The 20,109-nt window shown below is 36.6% G+C and carries 16 protein-coding genes and 1 pseudogene; 7 read left to right on the forward strand and 10 right to left on the reverse strand.

The window, feature by feature from the left end:
• Nucleotides 1-229: 229 nt before the first annotated feature.
• Both PX700_RS20610 and PX700_RS20615 read right to left on the reverse strand, forming a co-directional pair.
• On the reverse strand, nucleotides 230-2,323 hold the full coding sequence (locus PX700_RS20610) for an N-6 DNA methylase (protein WP_479521777.1): 2,094 nt from the start codon (nucleotides 2,321-2,323) through the stop codon (nucleotides 230-232).
• Complete coding sequence (locus PX700_RS20615) at nucleotides 2,313-4,100, reverse strand: DNA methyltransferase (protein WP_479521778.1); 1,788 nt, start codon at nucleotides 4,098-4,100, stop codon at nucleotides 2,313-2,315. Before PX700_RS20615 ends, PX700_RS20610 begins: the two co-directional genes overlap by 11 nt.
• A gap of 303 nt (nucleotides 4,101-4,403) precedes the next feature.
• On the opposite strand from PX700_RS20615, the gene PX700_RS20620 reads away from it, so the two are divergent.
• From PX700_RS20620 to PX700_RS20640, 5 genes are all read left to right on the forward strand, one after another.
• Entirely contained in the window at nucleotides 4,404-4,658 is a 255-nt protein-coding gene (locus PX700_RS20620; protein WP_479521779.1) for an MbcA/ParS/Xre antitoxin family protein, read from the forward strand.
• Nucleotides 4,659-4,671: 13 nt separating this feature from the next.
• A complete protein-coding gene (locus PX700_RS20625; RefSeq protein WP_479521780.1) occupies nucleotides 4,672-5,010 on the forward strand; it encodes an arsenate reductase/protein-tyrosine-phosphatase family protein in 339 nt (112 codons plus the stop codon).
• Nucleotides 5,011-5,143: 133 nt separating this feature from the next.
• On the forward strand, nucleotides 5,144-5,284 hold the full coding sequence (locus tag PX700_RS20630; RefSeq protein ID WP_256828526.1) for a hypothetical protein: 141 nt from the start codon (nucleotides 5,144-5,146) through the stop codon (nucleotides 5,282-5,284).
• A gap of 10 nt (nucleotides 5,285-5,294) precedes the next feature.
• Nucleotides 5,295-5,432: a hypothetical protein gene (locus PX700_RS20635; RefSeq protein WP_256828527.1), complete on the forward strand. Its 138-nt coding sequence runs from the start codon at nucleotides 5,295-5,297 to the stop codon at nucleotides 5,430-5,432.
• Nucleotides 5,433-5,488: 56 nt separating this feature from the next.
• Nucleotides 5,489-6,166, forward strand: a complete 678-nt coding sequence (locus PX700_RS20640; protein WP_479521781.1) for a hypothetical protein — start codon at nucleotides 5,489-5,491, stop codon at nucleotides 6,164-6,166.
• A gap of 280 nt (nucleotides 6,167-6,446) precedes the next feature.
• Here PX700_RS20640 and PX700_RS20645 read toward each other — a convergent pair whose 3' ends face one another.
• From PX700_RS20645 to PX700_RS20680, 8 genes and pseudogenes are all read right to left on the reverse strand, one after another.
• On the reverse strand, nucleotides 6,447-7,052 hold the full coding sequence (locus PX700_RS20645; protein WP_479521782.1) for an NUDIX domain-containing protein: 606 nt from the start codon (nucleotides 7,050-7,052) through the stop codon (nucleotides 6,447-6,449).
• Between the two features lie 47 nt (nucleotides 7,053-7,099).
• Nucleotides 7,100-7,633, reverse strand: coding sequence for a hypothetical protein (locus tag PX700_RS20650; protein ID WP_479521783.1), 534 nt, complete (start codon nucleotides 7,631-7,633; stop codon nucleotides 7,100-7,102).
• Between the two features lies 1 nt (nucleotide 7,634).
• Entirely contained in the window at nucleotides 7,635-10,310 is a 2,676-nt protein-coding gene (locus PX700_RS20655) for a hypothetical protein (protein ID WP_479521784.1), read from the reverse strand.
• Nucleotides 10,311-10,315: 5 nt separating this feature from the next.
• A complete protein-coding gene (locus PX700_RS20660; protein WP_479521785.1) occupies nucleotides 10,316-12,550 on the reverse strand; it encodes a hypothetical protein in 2,235 nt (744 codons plus the stop codon).
• On the reverse strand, nucleotides 12,541-13,770 hold the full coding sequence (locus PX700_RS20665; RefSeq protein WP_479521786.1) for a hypothetical protein: 1,230 nt from the start codon (nucleotides 13,768-13,770) through the stop codon (nucleotides 12,541-12,543). Before PX700_RS20665 ends, PX700_RS20660 begins: the two co-directional genes overlap by 10 nt.
• 94 nt (nucleotides 13,771-13,864) lie before the next feature.
• Nucleotides 13,865-14,323, reverse strand: a pseudogene (locus tag PX700_RS20670) (dUTP diphosphatase); the annotation flags it as partial.
• A gap of 105 nt (nucleotides 14,324-14,428) precedes the next feature.
• Complete coding sequence (locus PX700_RS20675; protein ID WP_024611303.1) at nucleotides 14,429-14,797, reverse strand: YacL family protein; 369 nt, start codon at nucleotides 14,795-14,797, stop codon at nucleotides 14,429-14,431.
• Nucleotides 14,798-14,913: 116 nt separating this feature from the next.
• On the reverse strand, nucleotides 14,914-15,138 hold the full coding sequence (locus PX700_RS20680) for a hypothetical protein (RefSeq protein ID WP_002963009.1): 225 nt from the start codon (nucleotides 15,136-15,138) through the stop codon (nucleotides 14,914-14,916).
• Nucleotides 15,139-15,441: 303 nt separating this feature from the next.
• Between PX700_RS20680 and uvrD the strand changes: the two genes are divergently transcribed.
• Nucleotides 15,442-17,607, forward strand: coding sequence for a DNA helicase II (gene uvrD / locus PX700_RS20685; RefSeq protein ID WP_479521787.1), 2,166 nt, complete (start codon nucleotides 15,442-15,444; stop codon nucleotides 17,605-17,607).
• Nucleotides 17,585-19,654 carry a tRNA(Met) cytidine acetyltransferase TmcA domain-containing protein gene (locus tag PX700_RS20690; protein ID WP_479521788.1) on the forward strand — a complete coding sequence of 690 codons (2,070 nt, stop codon included), beginning with the start codon at nucleotides 17,585-17,587 and terminating at the stop codon, nucleotides 19,652-19,654. The genes uvrD and PX700_RS20690 overlap by 23 nt, the downstream gene beginning before the upstream one ends.
• Nucleotides 19,655-20,109: the final 455 nt, after the last annotated feature.

Raw genomic sequence — 20,109 nt, forward strand, 5'->3', positions numbered from 1 at the left:
CCCAGACTTAGTTGCATATGCAACAGCCCAATGAATTGAAATCAATCCATCTTTCAATACGCTATCAAAAGAGAAGTATATAGTGCTCGGTTTGCGTGCATTTTGAATGTAAATCAACTTCTTTATCCTTTAATACAGCTAATGAAATGATATTGCGTCATAAAAATAGCTGCACAATGACCTAATTAATGGTAATAAAGGTACCTTAAAGAATAAAGAATAGGAAGAGTTAGTCTTTAGTATACCTTTTAACTCCTTGGGTTTTCTTTATGCTTTTTCTTTTGGTTAAGGCTATTTTATGGAGTTCTTTTAGAGCAAAATAGGCACCGTCAATATCGGTGTCACCAATTAAGTAACTAATAATTTCCTTGTCAACAAGTTGAATTACATGTTCACTTTCAGAGTCACTTTTAACTTTTGCTAGCTTTAGCCCTAACATAGACAGAATGTCCCTTTTCTCTGACGAAAGTACAGGAATAGCTAATTTGCGTATATGAGTCGCTTCAACTTTTAGTGCTCCACCTCCCATCACACTAGATGAATACTCCAAGGCAACGCCAACCCAAGTAGAATTCAAAAGAGCCAAAAGAGAATATTCATCATACTCTGAGCTCTCCTTCAACCAAATCGTTGAGAAATTCGCATCAATAACAGCGTTAGAATCTTGGTTTAAATAGACTCTAGGGGTACTGCTGTTAACGCGAGGAATGAACAAATTTGGTTTGTGTCGCTCTCCAAGTTTAGGAAGCATATACCAAAATTTACCCTTTATTCCTGTGCCTCCTTTTCGAATATTAGGAGAAACAGCTGATAGTTCATAAACTTTTTTATACCTGTTTTCTGAACCGAAATTTACGTTTGTTGCAGTACGGACATAATCGATTAATGTTGGAGGCATCTCACTATAGTCAGTCGCTGAAGCTCCATCAGTGTTTATTTTATCTTCAGGCAAGACTAAATTACTAATTGTTAAAACATGAGCTACTAAATGAAAAGGTTCGAGAACGAACCCAAAAGGAAGTTCTGATTGTTTTCTAAGGACGGGAGCGGATTGGGAGTTAGGAATAATAACTTCCTTATTCCCGGTCAACATAGAAGACCTTAACTTTGTATGAGTTTGCTCTCTGGTAATGAGATCCAAATAAAAAAACTTATTTGCTCCTGTTCTTAATCCTTGTCCAATATTTATATTTAAATCTTCTAAATATAAATAGCTTGCATTGGAGTTATACTTACTACACCACTTCGTTAATTCGAATGGCAGGTGTGTATGATTAGATTCATGACCAACATCACTATCCTCGATTAAACTAAACCATTTGGTATTACGGCTTCCTTTTTTAACAAGTGATTGTATATGAGATACAGGTATGGCTTCTGCTTCCAATAATTCATTTTTCAAACTAGAGCCACTTGTTAGTAACTCTCTCATTCTATTTGAAAAGTAGAACTCTGGCAGCATCTGCTCTCTAGCAAAATTTTCAACTAAAGAATTGGCACCATGACATTCTTTAAAAATATTGATGTTAAGAAACGATTCATTAATTCCACTCTCAAACGCAGAATTTTTTCTAGGAGTCCTCCGTGCTACTAGTAGCGTGGTTTTCACTTGTGCATCAGAAAACCAGCTAGCGTGAGTATCATGAACTATATATTCAATAGAAAACCATCTGAGCAACAAATACTGAAAAATCAGAGCATAATCTCTTGTAAGCCAAGACTCTGGTAGTATTACAGCTAGAGTTCCCCCTTCAGATACAATCGCAGCGTTCAATATCAAAGATGGTAATGCCAAGTCGGCCAACCCCGAATAATTCTTTATAATATTGTGAAATAACCTTTTATCAGTATTATCTAAATGAGAAAGTGAGTTGACTATTTCACTTAATCCTTCTCGCACTTTTTTAGCGTTTGGAACTAATAAATCAGCATCGGTTATTTCAGAAAAATTTTGATATCTAATATAAGGAGGGTTCGTGAGGACTATATCCCAACTTTTTCGCGTAAGAGATTTCAAAGAATTACAGTCAAAAGCACTGCCTAAAACGTTTTCTACTCCATTAATTCTACTATTGCATTCTTTATATGCTAAGGGATCAATCTCTATACCAGACAATGAACTTACTGGGACACCTAGCTTTACGCAAGCTATTAAAAGATCTCCACTTCCAGACATTGTATCAATAACTGTTTTATCTTTATCGATTCCAGCTAAGCTAGCTAATAACAGACTTAAATGTTGACCTGTATAATATTGACCTAACATTTTTTTTCTATCACTGAGATACGACAAATTATCTATCGAGAACTTATTAGGTATCAATTTGTATTCCCGCTTTGTTCCTAAATTTCAAGTAAAATTCGCTTGCATCAACTTCAACTTCAATTCCTTTTTCTAAACAAAAACCCACATATCTAGAATATTGTCTTTCAGGAGATATTTCGCTTCCACTAAAAAAGTCTATATTTTCAAGGAAGTCATCGAGTATTTTATTAGAACAATGTTTAACTTTATCTCTAATACCCCCTTTTTGTAACAATAAAAGAGGGTCACCTTTCACAGAAATATTAGAGTTCGTTTGCTTAAAACTGGACTGAAGCTTGTCCAGAATGCTGGTTAAACAAACTTTTAAACCAGCGCTACAGTATGCCTGACTAAGGGCTTTCCAAATTTCTGATTTAGCTGAATGAAAAACAACAGTTGCAGTAGCTTTAGGCTTCAATACTCTTTCAATTTCAGAAAAAACGTTACCCAGCATTCTTGCGTATGTTTCAACATTTTTATTATCTGCTTTACTAACAATTATTTCGTTATGTCGCTCTGTCACCGTACTCAACCAAAGCTCATTAATTTGGTTAAGCTCTGCATAAGGGATATAATCACCAAACGGGGGATCTGTAAAAACATAGTCAATACTTTGATCTAATAAAGACAGAGCTTCACTACTTTGATTGTTCATGCATACCTTACTAGAACTGTTTCTTATCAAGACAAAAGCCTTTTCAAATGCTTTAGCTTTTCTTTTTAAACCTTCTAAAATGTTTTTTTCTACAGGCATGTTGCTTACGTACAACACTCCACTCTGAGCCCCTGTCAACACAAAATCTTTTTGATTTTTTTTAGCTACAACTCGTGTCATTATTGTGGAATGAGACGCATTGTAACTCAGTATAAGTAAGTGGAGCACATCACGAATACTATCATCGTATTTATCCGCCAAGCTCCAAAGAGTAGATATGACATGAAAGTTTCTTCGAGAGTAAAAATGATGTAAATGAGTTATTCCTGAGTGATAACCTGAACGGTACAAATCTCCCCAAACAATTTCTTTATTTGGCATAGAGGAACTAAAACTCAATTCATCAATTTTATTGATGATATCAACATCTTCCTGTGTTGGCTTTCTTTGCCATTTATTTTTTCCACTTTGTCCGTATACACGAGCAATAACTCTTTGCCGAGTTTTTATACTTTTGCCAGTGAACCCATCTGGTTTATATTCATATACTCTTTCACAATTTTTGGAGTTATTCTTTTTCCCGCAATTAGGGCAGTTGAAATCTTCAATGAATGATAAAGGTTCATATTTAATGCAAACGTCAAAATAAGGGTACTCTTCATCACAATGCGAACACTTTAATAAATCCGACCAAATAACATGCCTTATAAACCCTTCATTTCCATTTGAATCTGAAGCTTCGTACATCCATTTTAACTTTTTATATGCAAGGTTAAAAAAAGAGTCTATAGCTTTTTCAAATGATTCTTGTTCTGGTGGAGAGCACAATGTACGGGCAATAAAAGACCCTAAGACACCTACGTCATATAGATGAGCTGTGCGTGGTCCCCACTGAGGTGAAACACCTATTTTTTCCGCCATTTTAATCATTGCATCAGTGGGAGTATCACATAAAAGTGCAGCAAGGCCAGTTGTACCACTTCCACTAAACGTATCTAAAACATGATCTCCAGGACTTGTATGCGTCGCTATGAAGACAGCTATAGCTTCAGGAGAAATCTTAGTAGGATAAGAAAATGCATTATAAAGTGCGCCTGTTCTAGAGGCAGGCAAAGGGTTCTCATACAATTTAGAAATCATTCAACGCCTACATATAAGGTGAATATCAAGTTATTCAATACATTATCTTCTTATTTTTTAATACACAGATTCTATCAATTTCAGCCCATAATAAATATGCTTTATTTGTATTTATGACGTAGCAAGTAACCTTTTGGAAGTTATACACAACTATTGTTAAACATATGACTTAAACTTAACTTTTAACTCTCTTTTGCTCTAAGGTACCTTGTTTCAGTGAAAGATATAAACAAGTAATATAGAAATATAATCTATATCTGGTAAGGTTTGATATAGATCATCTCTACTTAAAAGCTTAAATTTATGTCTAATCAAAACACCAAACCTACTATAGAAAAATATACTAATTCACCTGAGCTAAAGCATTTAAAAGCCGAGCATGTTGATATTTATCAGGAGCTGATGAAGCAGTTTAAATTTGATGTTCGGGTTTGTGCGGAATGGCTAACTAAGCCTAAACCGTCTTTGCAAGGCAAGTCACCGTTTGAGCAACTTTCGATTGATGCTACTGAAGTGATGAACATGCTGATTCGCATGAGGACAGGGGATTTTTCATAAAGGCTAAATGCAAATGAATATCCTCTTTCTATGTACCGCTAATATACAACGCAGCAAAACAGCCGAAGAATTGTTTCGTGCTGCTAATAAAAATCACCAATACAAATCCGCTGGCCTAAGCGAAAAATATGTAAAGAAAGCTAAATCTACACTTTGCACTGAAGAAATGCTGCAATGGGCTGATAGAATCTATGTGTTTGAACAGCGACACCTTGACCGAATTCAAAGCCATACTGGCGAAGCCTTCTTGTCTAAAATTATCAATTTAAATATTCCTGATGATTATCAGTACTTTCAGCGTGAATTAGTTTTACTTTTGTTAGAGAAGATATCACGAACTCTTCGAACTTAGGCCAACAATATCAGCCAATTTTTATATATTCATTGATTATCACTGCTTTTCACTAAACATTCACGTACCTATCACTTCATCGAATTGCGCTTGATTACTACTATAGCTATGACACGAAACACAGGAGAATGTCATGAGTAATAACAACCATAAAGCAAACCAGAAAAATCAAAATCACGGTACATCTGGTACTAATACACCACATCAAAAAGTACTGGATAACAGAAGCAACCAACTGAACCCTAATAACCCACTTTATAAAACTAAAAAGTAAGGAGACTTTTATGCCTGATACATCAGATATGTCGCAATCAGAACTGGATGCATGGTCAGATATTAATAATCCGAACAACGATGCAGATATGGACGACTGGGCAGATTGCCATAATCCCAATAATGATGACTATATTGGAGATGACTAACTAAGCAGGCTGATAGATAATGTAATATCTACCAGCCAAAGGAGTAGCTTTTAAACATGGATAAAAAATTTAAGGACACCAAAAGACTTGTAAAAATAGCTAAAGATTCAGGTATGAGAAATGAAGATATAGCTGTTAAAGCCGGTTTGAGTGCTAAGTCTGTATCTTTGGTTAGTCGTTGGTTAAATGATGGAGTTCTTGCTACTGAACGGCAAATGCGCTTCTTTGTTAAAGAGTTTGGTGAGCAATTAAAACGTAAATCTGAACATTTGTTGACTATTAAGCAGGACGATAAGCACTTTTTCATTAAGCTGACTGGTGATTTAATCGTTAAGCATGCTCTAAGAGAGCGTGTTTGCGTTAACAGAAAACAGCTAAATATAGCCATTCACCGTTTCCTTATTTTTCGAAAAGGTGACAATTACTATATAGTTTCTCAGAGTAGAAAAGGCTTCGACTCAAAATATGCTTTAGATAACGATTCCCTTGATAAGCTATCGCATAGTGACAGTGAAGATGCTAATTGGGTATCAAAAGGTGCGCCTAAACTATTATCACTAGAAGAGCTAATACAGCATGTTGATTCGCTAGCTTTAGATCTCGCAGAAGGTCGATTTTCTTCTCGTAATAAATACGTGTATTCAGGTCAGGAACTACAGTTTAGTATCAGGCGTTATCTAATGAGAGAAGGTATTCATTTGCCTGATGTAATTGACATTTCAACCCAAAACTAGATAATCAGTTAAACCCAAAACCAAACTGGAGTAAAACTCCGCTATAGGTTGGAAATACAACCGTCTAGTTATGTTTCGCTTTGCGGTGCCACTATAGCTTTTTAAGCTGTAGTCGCATTTAACATAAAGGTGCTTTGTGATTTGCCATTGGCTAGGTGAAAGGTACGCTAAGTAGCTGAAATGATCCTGAGCAACAAGGGAAAGGGGTGGGTAAGGCCAAACCACGTTTCTATTTGAAATGTCGTTTGGCCTTTAACTTTCTTATGATTTAAAAACGGTTTTAAACTTGGTCTGATACCAAAATTTCGCATACAATTCTGGCCCACACTTCAATATTGTAGTCACCGTCTAATAACTCTTGGGGAGAGACAAAGCCAACAGTTTTTAGTTGATCTTCGGCTGATTCGATACCTTCTCCGTCTAGCTCATGCATATAAATCATAGCCATATGAACACGATCTACTTCAGTATCATCAGCACAAATCATCTTCTTTAATCTAGTAGACTTAACAACTGTTGAAGATAGTTTTACTTCTTCTAACAGCTCTCTTTCCATCGCTTTTTGAAGTGACTCTTCAAGATCTATGATGCCACCTTTTGTAATAATGTCGTCCATATCCCAATGACCACCAACGGCTACGGCAATCTTGTTGTGAAGACGGCTTTCTCCGCCTTTAGACGTTCTTTCATAAGCCCATACTTTGCCGTTGTGCGTGAAAATAGAGATAGGTAGTACTTGCCTAAAATCTTCATCATTTTCGAGCATCGCTCTTTGTCCTAGCATAAGGTCTGCTAGGTTTAACTCATAATCTACAAAACCGTGTTCTCTATGCTCAACAGCTGAAGCCTTGATACAAACTATATGTTCTTGATGTTTTTTGTTCATTTTTATTTACCACAATTGAATTTATTAAAGTTGTTATTTTTACTAGTTTACAAAAGGCCTAGCTTTCGTTTCATGTCTAAGGAAATGTTATCTAATGTGCGCTGATAAACATCATCTACAAGTGATGTTAATTCCTCTGTTTTCGATTCTTTTTCGGCTCTCAACTGCTCGATTAGTTCTTCTTTAGTTTTCTGCATAAGACCACGACCTTTCTTCGATATTCGCTTTTCTTTTGAGGCATTAAGCTCATCATTTGCATTATTAAAATGCGTTAAGAGAGCCTCACAATAAGACGTTGTTTTACTGTAGAATAAAGGCTGTGGTTTTACATTTGGGCCGACTAATTCTGCGACTTCTTTTTTAGTTATTAAGTAATTACCTTTAGTAACGTAATCTGATTTCTTTCCATGTTTTTTAATAAATGCTATCTTTTTTCCTTTCAGACTTTCAATAGCATCATAGGCTTTACCTGATCTTTTGGATGGTTCTGCCCAGTCAGGTCTAGAGCTTTTTTCAGGTTTAGCCTCTTCTGGCAATTCACTGGTATCTAAATATTTAGATAGGTAATCGTCAATATTCATATTAAGCTGCTCTATTTAGTTGTTTGGAAATATTCAAAGTTTCTTCTAAGTACTCAATAAACTCTTTATATTTGTTTGTGTTTCTAGCGAGCTCTCTTATTCGTTTAAGTGCATCACGAACTACAGGCTCATGCATTTCTCTAATGAAATTAGGTAAAGCTGCATTACGACATGCTCTAATATCTGTACTTATATAAAACATAATGCCATTGTAATTCCCTTCTGAAATATTGGCATTTATACAGCCCAAGCAAAATTTAGGTTCTGCTTTATGTGGTTGGGGAACACCGTCTTCAGAGCATTTTGCAAAACGCTCTGTATTGACGCGAAGCATACACGTTACCCATGGTCTAGGGCTTATATTTATAATACGCTCTTCGCTGATCTTATTGCTTAATGCAATGTACTCTTCATGAGAGACTACTTTTGTACTATGTACGGCTTTTGTTAACATGTGATCAAATGCACCTGCAAATATTCGATCATTATTAGTCAATGAAAGTAACTGCTGCCTAACAATGTCTTTTATGACAGTTCTTTTTGCAATCTGGTAAAAAGCACTCGTCTCTTTGTCACGCAAATATGCCATGAAAAAAGACTCATCTAAGTGTTTAAAGTTAGCTCGAATAAACTTACCAATATCTCCTCTATACCTTCTAAGTGCTGCCTCAGCCCAAATGTGACGGAATGCATGAGGGGTCGGATAAGCTACATCCAGTAATAGTTGCGAGCGAATTTTAGTTATATCTGATGGAGTTAGTTCAATACTCACATCATTTAACATTTCTTTTGTTTTTAAAGTTAACTTATCATCGAATATTTTTGTTTCTAACTCAGGTAACTCTCCATTTCTGTATAACTCTATCTTTGTGATAAATGATTGTGAGTTATTAGTTTGACAGAGAATATATATTGGCAAATCTTTTTCTAATTTCTCGAAATCAATTCTCAATTGCTCATCATTGCTACTGAGAATTTTTTCTTTTTCTGAGTAATTTCGAATAAAATCAGGCCATGCATAATCAACCAGGTTGGTAATGAACATCGATGATTCTGAAGATGGAGTTGTACCTTTACTGCGAGATTTTGAAGCAAAATAGATTGCAGGCAAGTTACTTTCAGATTCATTTAACTTAGCTAATAGGTCTATAACAATGTATGCATATTGAGTGATTTCCCTATCCAGTTTTGTTTTTCCGCTTGTTTTCTCAACAGTCCAGTTAACCATAAACCTAAGTGATGTATAAAAATTATCTAAGACGGTTTCATTTATCTTTAAATTGATATTATTCAGTGAAAACCCAAATTCACTTCTTCTCCAACCAAGCAGCCCTACTACAAGTGTTGCTCCGCAGGCCATGACCATGTTTAAACCAGCTTTAAATTTTCTTACACCATCACTCTTTGATTCTATACAGATTCGACTACTGTGTTTTTGACAGAGTTTTATAGCCTCATTAGGCTTATTGGGTAATGTCTGTTTGAAGGTGTTCAACGTCTTATTACATATTGATATAAGCTTTTTAAAATCAATATCTGGATCTTCATCGTTGGCTTTTAAAACGGCTAGATATTCTTTAAAGATACTCTCTTCTTTCTTGATTTTTTTATCGTTCAACCTCGCGAATAAAATAGAGCGCACGAACTCTTGGGCGTCATACCTGTCAGGCAATTTAGCTTTTGCTATTATTTCATTGATAACATCTAACTTAAACGCACTGGCCACAATGGCAAACTGGTTATAGTTTTTAATGAAGTTTTTAAGGGATGTATCATAAATCTGCTCTAACTTTTTCTTTGACCAAACTCTCGCTTGGTGAGCTGGTAAGTCAGTTAATTTCTCCCCCATGAGTGCTTGGGCGACTATAGGCTGAATGCTTTCTAAATTTCCTTGCTCTAAATCTCTTTGAACTTCATGTATCGTTTCATTTAATGTAATTCTAGCAGCTATAGCATACTGAATATTTTCTTCAAATAAGCTACCACAATGATCTATATAGTGCTTTCCAATGTCTAAGCCTAAATAGTTAAATGAATCCCCGTTTTGATACTCGCTTAAATTCATTCCTAAAGAAGTGCTACAAGCTGTGTTTAAAGCTTCTTGCTCGGTATCAATGGTAATGCCGCCTATTAGCCCTTCAACATTGTAGAGCTTTAGGTATTGAACAAGGTTGTTTAAACTTAAGGCACTACCAGATAATGATTGAAAAGCTGGAGGAGAGAAGCTTTTAACTATATTGTTAGTGTGTACTTTATGGCTAAATGCATAGTTATAAAAATTTTGAACATTGTTTTTATCAATGGCATCTACATTGTAACTTTTTAAAAAAGAACATACTTTTGCTATAAAGTTAAATCCATTTCGATGGTAATAATAAAGCGTTGCCGATTTATCTAAATGCTCTAGAAAAAGAACCTTTGCAAACTCTTGATTCGTAAGCTCTATTTCTGCACCATGACATACAACCTTATAGACTCTTTCCCCATTAAATTGTGGAAAACTAAAAAGACTAAAATCCAACTCGAAAATACCGGCAATACTATTACTTTCAAATTGCCACTTGTCGTCAGTGAAAGAGCAATTATCAATTACATTGTGCAATACCATTATATCGTTCATTTCTTGAATAAGCGTTTCATATGCTGTTTTTTTTATGCTTCGTAGATTTCTTTGCATGATTGCTACCTCATGTGTGCGCTAAATAATGGTGGTAAAATTGAGGCAAGTTCTTTATATAGTTTCTCACCTTTGTCTTTTGTTGAGAAACGCTGGTATTCAAACAACTTTTCTACCCATTCAACTGTTGGAAGGACTGTCATTAATAGGTACTCAGGGGAGTTTTTAGCCAATATATGATGCTTCTTTTTTACTTCAGATAAGAAATGTCTAAGTTTTACTACTGTTTCTGGTGAGTCAACGAGATAAATTGTGTCGCTTGGCTCATCAACATCTTTATAACTGGTTAGAAAGCCTAAATCATTTACTTTCCCGTCCTCTTTACCTGTTACAAGCTTCATTCTAGTAAGTGTTTCTTCTGTTTTAGCTGAAATGTATTCTGAAGCATTTGTAAACTGAGAATTAAACGCCTGCTTTTCAGATTCTGATGCCTTAAAAAGATTAACGGTTAGATCTTGTATTACAGCTCTTGTTATTAAGCCTGTGTTATTCATCCATTCTTCGTTATTTGGTGTTAGGTAGTCATTTCGTTCTGTTTTATTTGTATGAGAATGAAAGTTAGTCAGTTGAGTTGGGTTAAAATTATCTGACGACGCATAAACTGCCGCTGTTTTGATTGAAGAAGGTTTAAATAAATGTCGTTTGCATGGTGTATCACAATTTTCCCATAACTCTTCAACAGTTCTGTTTTTCCCTAGTGCGCTAATACCATTATCAAGTAGCTTTGTTATGGCCTTTAAAAAAACGAGTGATGACTTCTCTTTATCTGATTGAGTAATGATTTTCTCGTTTAGATATGTGTTTAGGAAGTTTATAAATCTCGCAAAAGACACTCCTGTTGCGACATCTTTCAATGACCCAGTTAATTTAGCTGAATTATCGTACTTTGGTGTTCTTTGTAAAATGAATAAAAGGATTGCACTGCCTAGGGTTGTATTAGTGCTTATTTCCTTTGGTTTATGAACAGTCTTTGCACGTCCTTTATAATACTCATTCCTAATATGTGTGATCTTACCGTTTCGCCTTCTAATAAATTGAAAGTTACTTCCAGATAACTTTGCGATATCAGATGCTTGAACGGTTTGTGTTGCCATAAGCCAGTGAAATAGTAAGTGCTCTCCTTGGCTGGCTGGAACTTGAAGTTCTTCTTTATTACCGCTATGCACATATTCAGCAAGTTCATGCAAAAAAAACACAGAAAAAAATAACTTATTTCTGGAAGTGATTATTGAAGGTGAGTTGAAAGCGGACTTATTTCTAAAAAAGGCCTCATCATAGCGCTTTAAGTCATCTTCTCGAATGTTTTCGGAAAGAAACAGCTTGATAGCTGTTTTTAGATTAGCAGATGGCTCTTCTAATGAATGATATGCTGCTCGTAAAACATCAAATGTTGTTAAAAAGCACTTTCTAACATGTACGTCATGCTCGCTTTTTACAGGAAATTGGGCTCTTGGTCGCTCAACCGGTATTTCATCAGATGTGATGGGGGCATCAAGAAATAACGCTATTAATGCTTCCTTTGCTTTCAATGTTTCTAACATTGCAATTTCAATAGTAATACTAAACGATTTTATCGTAGCTTTTGGTGATGCTAATCGAGAAAACAATGTATGCCCTATACCAACATCATCTCTTCGTAACCAAGTATGCTGAGCAAACCAAGCAGCCAAGTTTATCTGGTCTCGCTCGGAAGAAGGGGCTGGCTTTGTTTTTGACAGTGTAAAAAGGTAGGCATATTGCGCTTCAGATAGCTGTTCTTTGAACCACTCATCTTCAATAGCGAGCTTAATCATTGATTTAATAGCATGAAGGCCTGAACTTTGAGGTTTAACTTTGTCGATGTTCACTCTATGCGTTTCAAATTTTTTTAAAATCTTGATTCGATCTTTTTTTTCAAAGGGTTCAGAACACATAAAATCGATAAAGATTTTATATGTTGAATGAGCTTGCTTCTTATGAGTTATAGTCCCCTTATTATCAACAAAGACGAGGTAGTTAGCCCTATTAAGTGTTGAGAAGATAAGCTTAATGTGGTCTGGGGTGTTAGGCGAAATTGTCACATTATGAGGTGCATAATCACCACCTTCGTAGCTAGGGATTGAAAATTGATTAGCATTAATGTCAAATACTAGCTCAGCAACCTTAGACTTGGATGCTAATTCTTTATCCATCCTTATTTGTTGGTTTATCAGTTTTTCTTGCAGCTTTTTAGAGAATTCAGAGTTAGCTTCTAGAACCATTGTTGCTTCTCCTCAAAATCTTTTTTGATGTTGCAAGAGCGAATATATTCTTTTGTAGTCTCAGAAGCATATTTTCCTTTGGCGTTATGTCCCATGAGCCTTGCCAAAGTAATATAAACAATAGAAGTCGCAGTGACATTGTCGATTGCTATCTGGTGACTTTCAGCTAAATAATAAAACTTATCTGTACCAAAACTATGCCTTAGAACATGATGTGTATGATCTTTTTCTAATAGCTGACCATCTAAAGGTAGCATTCCATTTTTTTGTTTCTCTAATACAATTTTGCATACCTCTGTGAATACAAGTGATGCTCTTTTTACTGAAATTGGTGTGCCGAAATAGACGGTATCGTCATTCAAGAAAAAGTGATCCGAGTCGCTTTCTGGACGTTCTTTGTCGTAATACTCTTTCATTCTCAATAACAGCTCACGAGTGAAAAAGATATTTCTAGGCAGGCCGAATCCATTTCTCCGTGACTTAGTATATTTACCCTGAAGGTAAAAGATGAATTCATCTTTAGTTGGGTTATCTTTCATCTCTTTAAACAATGAAAGTAAACCTTTATGCTTTTTATTACCGACCTCAAAATCATTAAGTAGAATGCCTACATTTTCTTTAGATCTTAAGCCTACTTCGCCGCCAGTCTTCAAAAGCAACTCATCTCTAATACTCGAAGTGTTTTGATAAATAATAGATCTAAGATCTGGTGTTAAATATTTTACAGCTGTTCTAGGTTTTTTATTATCTCTTGCTTGCTCTTGAAGTCTGGGTTCAATCATAAGATTTTTTATATTGGTGAAACCAGCATTAGCTAAATAGTTATAATATGCTTTAAGAGCTGAAACATGCTTCTTTACAACACCTTCACTTTTCTTAAGCTTGTCGATCAATATGTCATTTATATAATAGTTTAATATTTTATTTGAAAGATTGTGGTGGGTAGCTATAGATACTTCTGAATTAGATAAAGCATATTCTTCTATCCATTGGAGGAAGTTCCTCAATTTTTCTAATATCAATTCCACTTGCTTTCTCTTTATCTGGTTTTCTTTCAGTTTCTGGGTAACAAAACCTTTTTTTCCTACTTTTCTTTCTAAAACATAAATGGTTTGATTCTTTGTTAATGAATGAGAAAAGCAACTAGGCAATAACATGAGAGAAAGATCGTCACATATAAATAATGGAGTCTTATATTTTTTTGAATCAATCTCTAACATACTTATTCACCTATTTTAATGTTGCGCAACATATTATCACTTACTAGTGATAAAAAGATACGTTTTCTTGTTTAGTGTGTAGGGGGATAGTTAAAAAGTTTAACGTGTTTTTACCTACGTAGCCGCGATATAAATCATCAATATCCATACCCATTTGCGCCATACAGCCGGCGAATGCAGCGGCATTAAACGTTTTATCTGCAACAGCAGACGCCGCTAATATTTCTAGCGTTTGTTTAAAGTCATCCGCTTGTTGAGCATTACTAAGCTCAGCTTCAAGTTGCTTTGCTAGGTCTTCGTAGCTAGTTTTACCGTCAATTCTGAGCGATAAACCAAAATGAAAAATATCAACCAACTCTAAAATAACTTGTTCAGTATCTGGTGTTTGTTTTTTCCACCATTTCCAACCATGATGATCCAACATTTCAGCACACTCAACCCAAATAGCGCGGTACCATTCAAACCCTTGAGTAAACCATTGCTCATGTACTTTAGTATTCATGGCGTTTTGCATTTCTAGCATTACTACTAGCTTGTTTAAATTGGCAGACATATCAATTCCTGTCGTTTTGGTTGGCGTAATTTCGTTGGTGTAATAATACAGATAAAATGCTGATTGTGCATTGCTGTATATTTTTATTAGTGTGCTAGGGTCTGTTTATCTTGAGGTAGTAAATTCATGCCAAGAATCAATTAAATCAATAAAATCTTCAAAACCACAACCACTGCTTAAACCATTTTCTTCAAGTCCTAAGTCGTCATCTTGGTACGCGATTAGGTCTTCACTATCTTGATGAAGTGCATGGGCTTCAAATAATGCTTCGTCTTTCGTTAATATTAAATCTATTTCTTGGCCTTTTAGCGTTAGCGGCTCATAGCTTGAACTCACCGATGCAATAAGCGCTTGCACCATTGCTACTTTGTCTTTGCCTATTTCTTCGTTTAGCCAGCGACCAATAATGGCATGTTCGCTACTTATTTTAATACGTAACCCGCTAATAGGATCGCGAATAAATTGATATTCCATAGGGTTTGCCTGTAAATCTTTAATTGCGTAATTATATACGTAAACGCCCATAAACCACAGGACATATAAAGCAAAATAGCGCCACATGGGCGCTATTTTATTCTGCTTTAAAGCCGTTAACTTCGCGATCTATAACGCGCGGCGTCAATAATTGACCATAAGTAAATAATAGGCACAAGTACAAAACCTACAAGCACATAAATTAGTGCGTAACTTATTATAATAGCGAGTGCAAAAAATATAGCCGCTAAAATACGCCCTTGTACTAATTGACCCAAACCAGGAAAAAATATATTACATAATGCTGCTATTACGTTACCGCCAGAACCTTGATCCGCCATACTAACCTCTGTATTTATTTAATTTTATAATTATTTACTTACACACTTTATGCCAATTTATTAAAGCTTACAAATCAAATAGTTAAATTAGTCTAGATTTATGGAGTTAGTAAATTTTGCTAACTTTAGGTCAAATTAGCAATTTTTGTTATGCGTTTGCACTTTTTCGTTTGTTTAAATAAGTAGCAAGTTACTCGTTTTGAACACTATTTTATAAATAGCTGTTTATAAAAACAGTATTTTATTTAGCCTAACAAAAACACCTGTTATACTGGCCACAATATTGATTAAAAAGGCGTAACGATGGACGTTTCACAATTACTCGATGGCTTAAATGACAAACAACGCGATGCCGTTGCAGCCCCACTACAAAACATGCTGGTATTAGCAGGTGCTGGGTCTGGTAAAACACGAGTGTTAGTTCATCGTATTGCGTGGCTTATGCAAGTTGAGCAAGCCTCTGCTTACAGTATTTTTGCAGTTACCTTTACTAATAAAGCAGCTAAAGAAATGCGTAGCCGCGTTGAAGAAACACTAAAAGCCCCTGTAGGTGGTATGTGGATTGGTACGTTCCATGGTTTATCGCATCGTATTTTACGTGCTCATCACCGTGAAGCTAACTTACCAGAAGCCTTTCAAATTTTAGACTCTGACGATCAGCTTCGGATGATCAAGCGCTTATTAAAATCGATGAATATTGATGATAAAAAATGGCCTGCTAAACAATTTGGCTGGTACATAAGCGCCAAAAAAGATGAAGCTCTACGCCCTAAAGATATTCAAGCATACGATATTAACGAGCAAATGATGCTGCGTGTTTACGCCGCCTATCAAGAGGCCTGTGATAGAGCGGGCCTTGTTGATTTTGCTGAAATATTACTACGTAGCTACGAAGTATTAAAAAATAACCCAACGTTACTGCGCCATTATCAGCAACGCTTTGCACATATGCTAGTCGACGAGTTCCAAGATACAAATACCATTCAATATGCATGGTTAAAATTACTTGCTGGCGATACAAATAGCATTATGATTGTAGGCGACGATGACCAAAGTATTTACGGTTGGCGCGGTGCTAAAATCGAAAACATTAAACGATTTTTAACTGACTTTAGCGCTGAAACCATTCGTCTTGAACAAAACTACCGTTCAACCGCGACTATTTTGAAAGCGTCTAACGCATTAATTCAAAATAACTCAGAACGTATGGGTAAAAGCTTATGGACCGACGGTAACGATGGCGAGCCAATCTCTATTTATGCAGCATTTAATGAGCTAGACGAAGCACGCTTTGTAAGTAGCAAATTACGAAGCTGGTTAAATGCAGGTAATGCGCTGCAAGATGCAGCAATTTTGTACCGTAGTAACGCGCAATCTCGAGTGCTCGAGGAAGCCATGCTGCAAGAAGGCTTAAAATACCGTATTTATGGTGGTATGCGATTCTTCGAACGACAAGAAATTAAAGATGCGTTGTCGTACTTACGCCTAGTGGGTAATCGTCAAGATGATGCCGCTTTTGAGCGCGTAATTAATACGCCAGCGCGCGGTATTGGTGATAAAACATTGAGCCATATACGCGACTGCGCACGAGCAGAATCATTACCACTTTGGTATGCAGCAAAAGCAATTGTGGAACAACAACATTTATCTGGTCGTGCTTCTGGTGCAGTTACTAAGTTTGTAGAACTAGTTGAACAAATAGAAGATAAAATTAGCGATCTAACTTTACATGAGCAAGCCAAGTACACAATTCAAACCTCAGGTTTGATGGCAATGTACCAAGCTGAAAAAGGCGAAAAAGGCCGTGCTCGTGTAGAAAACTTAGAAGAGCTTATTAGTGCATGTGATCAGTATGAGCTTCCTGAAGATGAGGAATACAGCTCGCCTTTACAAGGCTTTTTAGCACATACATCACTTGAGTCAGGTGAAGGGCAAGCAGAAGAGCACGAAGACGCAGTTCAGATGATGACGCTTCACTCAGCCAAAGGCTTAGAGTTTCCGCTAGTCTTTATGGTGGGCGTAGAAGAAGGCATGTTCCCTTCTCAGCAAAGCAACGAAGAGTCGGGTCGCTTGGAAGAAGAGCGCCGCCTTTGCTATGTAGGCATGACACGAGCAATGGATAAGTTATACATTAGCCATGCTGAGAGTCGCCGCTTATACGGGCAAGAAAAATACCATAGCCCATCACGCTTTTTACGCGAAATCCCTGAGGACTGCGTTGAGGAAATCCGTATTAAAACACAGGTTTCTCGTCCACCTGCCGCCGGGCGTTTTAGTGCTTCTGTTAGCCATGCCGCATTTGAAGACAGTGGCTTTAACTTAGGTCAACGAGTACTTCATGCTAAGTTTGGCATTGGTACCGTACTTAATTACGAAGGCAGTGGCGCGCAATCTCGCGTACAAGTTAACTTTGATGACCTTGGCAGTAAATGGTTAGTAACGGCCTATGCACGATTACAAGCAGTATAAAACACATCTAAGTGAGTTAGAACAACAACTAGCTGGCGCGTATCATCGTCAGCTGGTGCTAATTACTGGCAGCTCAACTTGGTGTTATGAATTACTTAATTCATTAATAGATGAAAACAATACACTTGTTGTATCAAAGCAGTGCACGATTAAAAATTCGTACTGGCCTACTCGCACTCACCAAATTTTAGGGCAAGAATTTGCTCATGCTGTTTACGATGGTTTTAGTGGTTTGCACCCTGATAAACTTGCAGCACTTACTGGCACCGTTAAAGCAGGCGGTATACTGTTTTTATTACTGCCTGAATTAGATGACTTACCTACTTGGCAAGACCCTTCATTAAGTACAGTACAATCACACGGTCATACCATTAACTACAGTTTATTTAATCAACGTTTCGCAACTGTTATTAAGCAATTACCCGCTTTTCATTTTAGTGAAAAAAATGGATGCATTAGTAATCTCGTCAGCTCTGTTACACATAATAAAATTGATTATCAACCTCAACAAAGCTGCGTTGAACAAATAGTAAAAGTGGCTAATGGTCGTGCCAACAGGCCTTTACTTATTAATGCTGATAGAGGTAGAGGCAAGTCGGCAGCACTTGGCTTAGCAGCCGTAAAATTAACTGATAAAAAAGTAATTATTTGTAGTACTCAGTTTAAAGCGACCCATAGTAGCTTTAAACATTTAGCCAACGAGTTAAGCCTGCAATACAACGCTGAGCATAAACAGCTCGCAAACTTGCACTACGTTGCACCTGACGCGTTATTAAACACAATACCTGAGTGCGATTTATTACTAGTAGATGAAGCTGCAGCAATCCCTGTTCCGTTATTACTACAAATGCTAGCCCATTACCCTCGTATAGTATTTGCAAGCACTCTGGTTGGGTATGAGGGCAATGGCAGAGGTTATACCATTCGCTTTAGTAACTATATTAAAGCGCACTATAAAGCCTCTAAAGTTGTAACACTGGATGAGCCACTTCGCTTTGCTAAACACGATCCTCTCGAGAAGCACATTCGCACCTTGCTTGCACTCGATGCACAATATAAAGAATTAGATAGTAATCAATTAGAACAGCCAGTTCATAGTGAAATAACTCAGCAATCCCTTGTAAACAATGAGCCATTACTGCAGCAAGTTATTGCCCTGCTTGCATTAGCTCACTATCAAAGTAGTGTAAACGACTTACGCCAACTACTAGACGCACCATCGCAGCGACTATTCATTAGCCAAATTAATAATCAGTTAATTGGTGTATGCTTAATCGCCATAGAAGGTGGTTTAAATGAAGATCTTGCTCAACAGGTTATAAGTGGAGAGCGTCGTCCGCAAGGACATTTAATGGCGCAAGCACTCTCACAACTTAGCTTTAATAATGACTGTTTAACACAACTGAGCGCTCGCGTTGTACGAATAGCGATTGATCCGAGTTCTCACAATATAGGGCTTGGTAAAAAGCTACTTAGCTATTGCGAGTCGCAAGTAAAAAACCAATGTAGTTGGTTTGGTGCAAGCTTTGGCGCAACAGCGCAGTTACTTAATTTTTGGCAGAACCAAGGATTTGACACCATAAAACTGGGTTATCAACGCGATAAAAGCACAGCTGAACATTCGGCGCTTGTGGTTAAATGCTTAAATAACAAAAGTGCAATTATCCAACCTTTGAAAAAGCAGTTTAAAAACGACTTTTTTTATGGGCTTTTAACACACTTTAAAACACTAGATTGGAAACTTGTAAGTATTTTAATTGAAGGATTTAGCGATGAGTTAGTAGATCTAGAGATTCGCGAAAGATTAGTCTTGCTCGTAAACAGTAACTTCACTCAATTTAGTATCTCTGCGACTCTTTGGCAGGTAATGAGTCAGTCTCCTTCTTGTATGTCTCAATTAACAAAGTCTGATAAACAACTCTTAATAAAGTTAGTACTACAAAATGAAAGTAATGAAAAAGTGATTCAATACTTAGGTTTATTAGGAAAAAAACAGCTTGAGAACCAATTTAAACGTGCCATAAAAAACCTCACTAGTATCATCTAATAATCTTTAGTTGCCCTATCTCTGTTAAATTTCATCCATCTTTAAGCTATTTATTTAATCCCAGATAGCGAAAAAACCGTTACATTTCTATAACGGGTTTCTTTAATTTGAAGTCGGTGCAGGGTGCGTGGTGCCCACAGCGGTAGAGAGCCACAGTGAAATTCTACACTATCTTCGCGTCGGGAGTCGCTACGCTCGCCCGACCTACGTGATGGCTGTTGATCTGAGTGTGCATTAATTGTACACATTTCACTTTTCTGCAGACGTAAAAAAGCCCGAATCGTTAGATTCGAGCTCTCTACAATTTGAAGCCTGGTAATGTCGTGGTGCTCACAGCGGTAGAGAGCCACAGTGAAATGCTACACTCTCTTTATGTCGGGAGTCGTTACGCTCGCCCGACCTACGTGATGAGTGTTGTGTGAGAGTGTGTTAATTGTGCTACTTTCACTTTTCTA

Source organism: Pseudoalteromonas sp. TP27 (genome assembly GCF_056470645.1).

Coding starts and splice junctions, on each gene's coding strand:
- PX700_RS20690 (WP_479521788.1), top strand. CDS start 17,585: ATGCACGATTACAAGCAGTATAAAACACATCTAAGTGAGTTAGAACAA.
- PX700_RS20655 (WP_479521784.1), bottom strand. CDS start 10,310: ATGCAAAGAAATCTACGAAGCATAAAAAAAACAGCATATGAAACGCTT.
- PX700_RS20665 (WP_479521786.1), bottom strand. CDS start 13,770: ATGTTAGAGATTGATTCAAAAAAATATAAGACTCCATTATTTATATGT.
- PX700_RS20650 (WP_479521783.1), bottom strand. CDS start 7,633: ATGAATATTGACGATTACCTATCTAAATATTTAGATACCAGTGAATTG.
- PX700_RS20640 (WP_479521781.1), top strand. CDS start 5,489: ATGGATAAAAAATTTAAGGACACCAAAAGACTTGTAAAAATAGCTAAA.
- PX700_RS20625 (WP_479521780.1), top strand. CDS start 4,672: ATGAATATCCTCTTTCTATGTACCGCTAATATACAACGCAGCAAAACA.
- PX700_RS20675 (WP_024611303.1), bottom strand. CDS start 14,797: ATGGAATATCAATTTATTCGCGATCCTATTAGCGGGTTACGTATTAAA.
- PX700_RS20615 (WP_479521778.1), bottom strand. CDS start 4,100: ATGATTTCTAAATTGTATGAGAACCCTTTGCCTGCCTCTAGAACAGGC.
- PX700_RS20680 (WP_002963009.1), bottom strand. CDS start 15,138: ATGGCGGATCAAGGTTCTGGCGGTAACGTAATAGCAGCATTATGTAAT.
- PX700_RS20635 (WP_256828527.1), top strand. CDS start 5,295: ATGCCTGATACATCAGATATGTCGCAATCAGAACTGGATGCATGGTCA.
- uvrD (WP_479521787.1), top strand. CDS start 15,442: ATGGACGTTTCACAATTACTCGATGGCTTAAATGACAAACAACGCGAT.
- PX700_RS20620 (WP_479521779.1), top strand. CDS start 4,404: ATGTCTAATCAAAACACCAAACCTACTATAGAAAAATATACTAATTCA.
- PX700_RS20660 (WP_479521785.1), bottom strand. CDS start 12,550: ATGGTTCTAGAAGCTAACTCTGAATTCTCTAAAAAGCTGCAAGAAAAA.
- PX700_RS20645 (WP_479521782.1), bottom strand. CDS start 7,052: ATGAACAAAAAACATCAAGAACATATAGTTTGTATCAAGGCTTCAGCT.
- PX700_RS20630 (WP_256828526.1), top strand. CDS start 5,144: ATGAGTAATAACAACCATAAAGCAAACCAGAAAAATCAAAATCACGGT.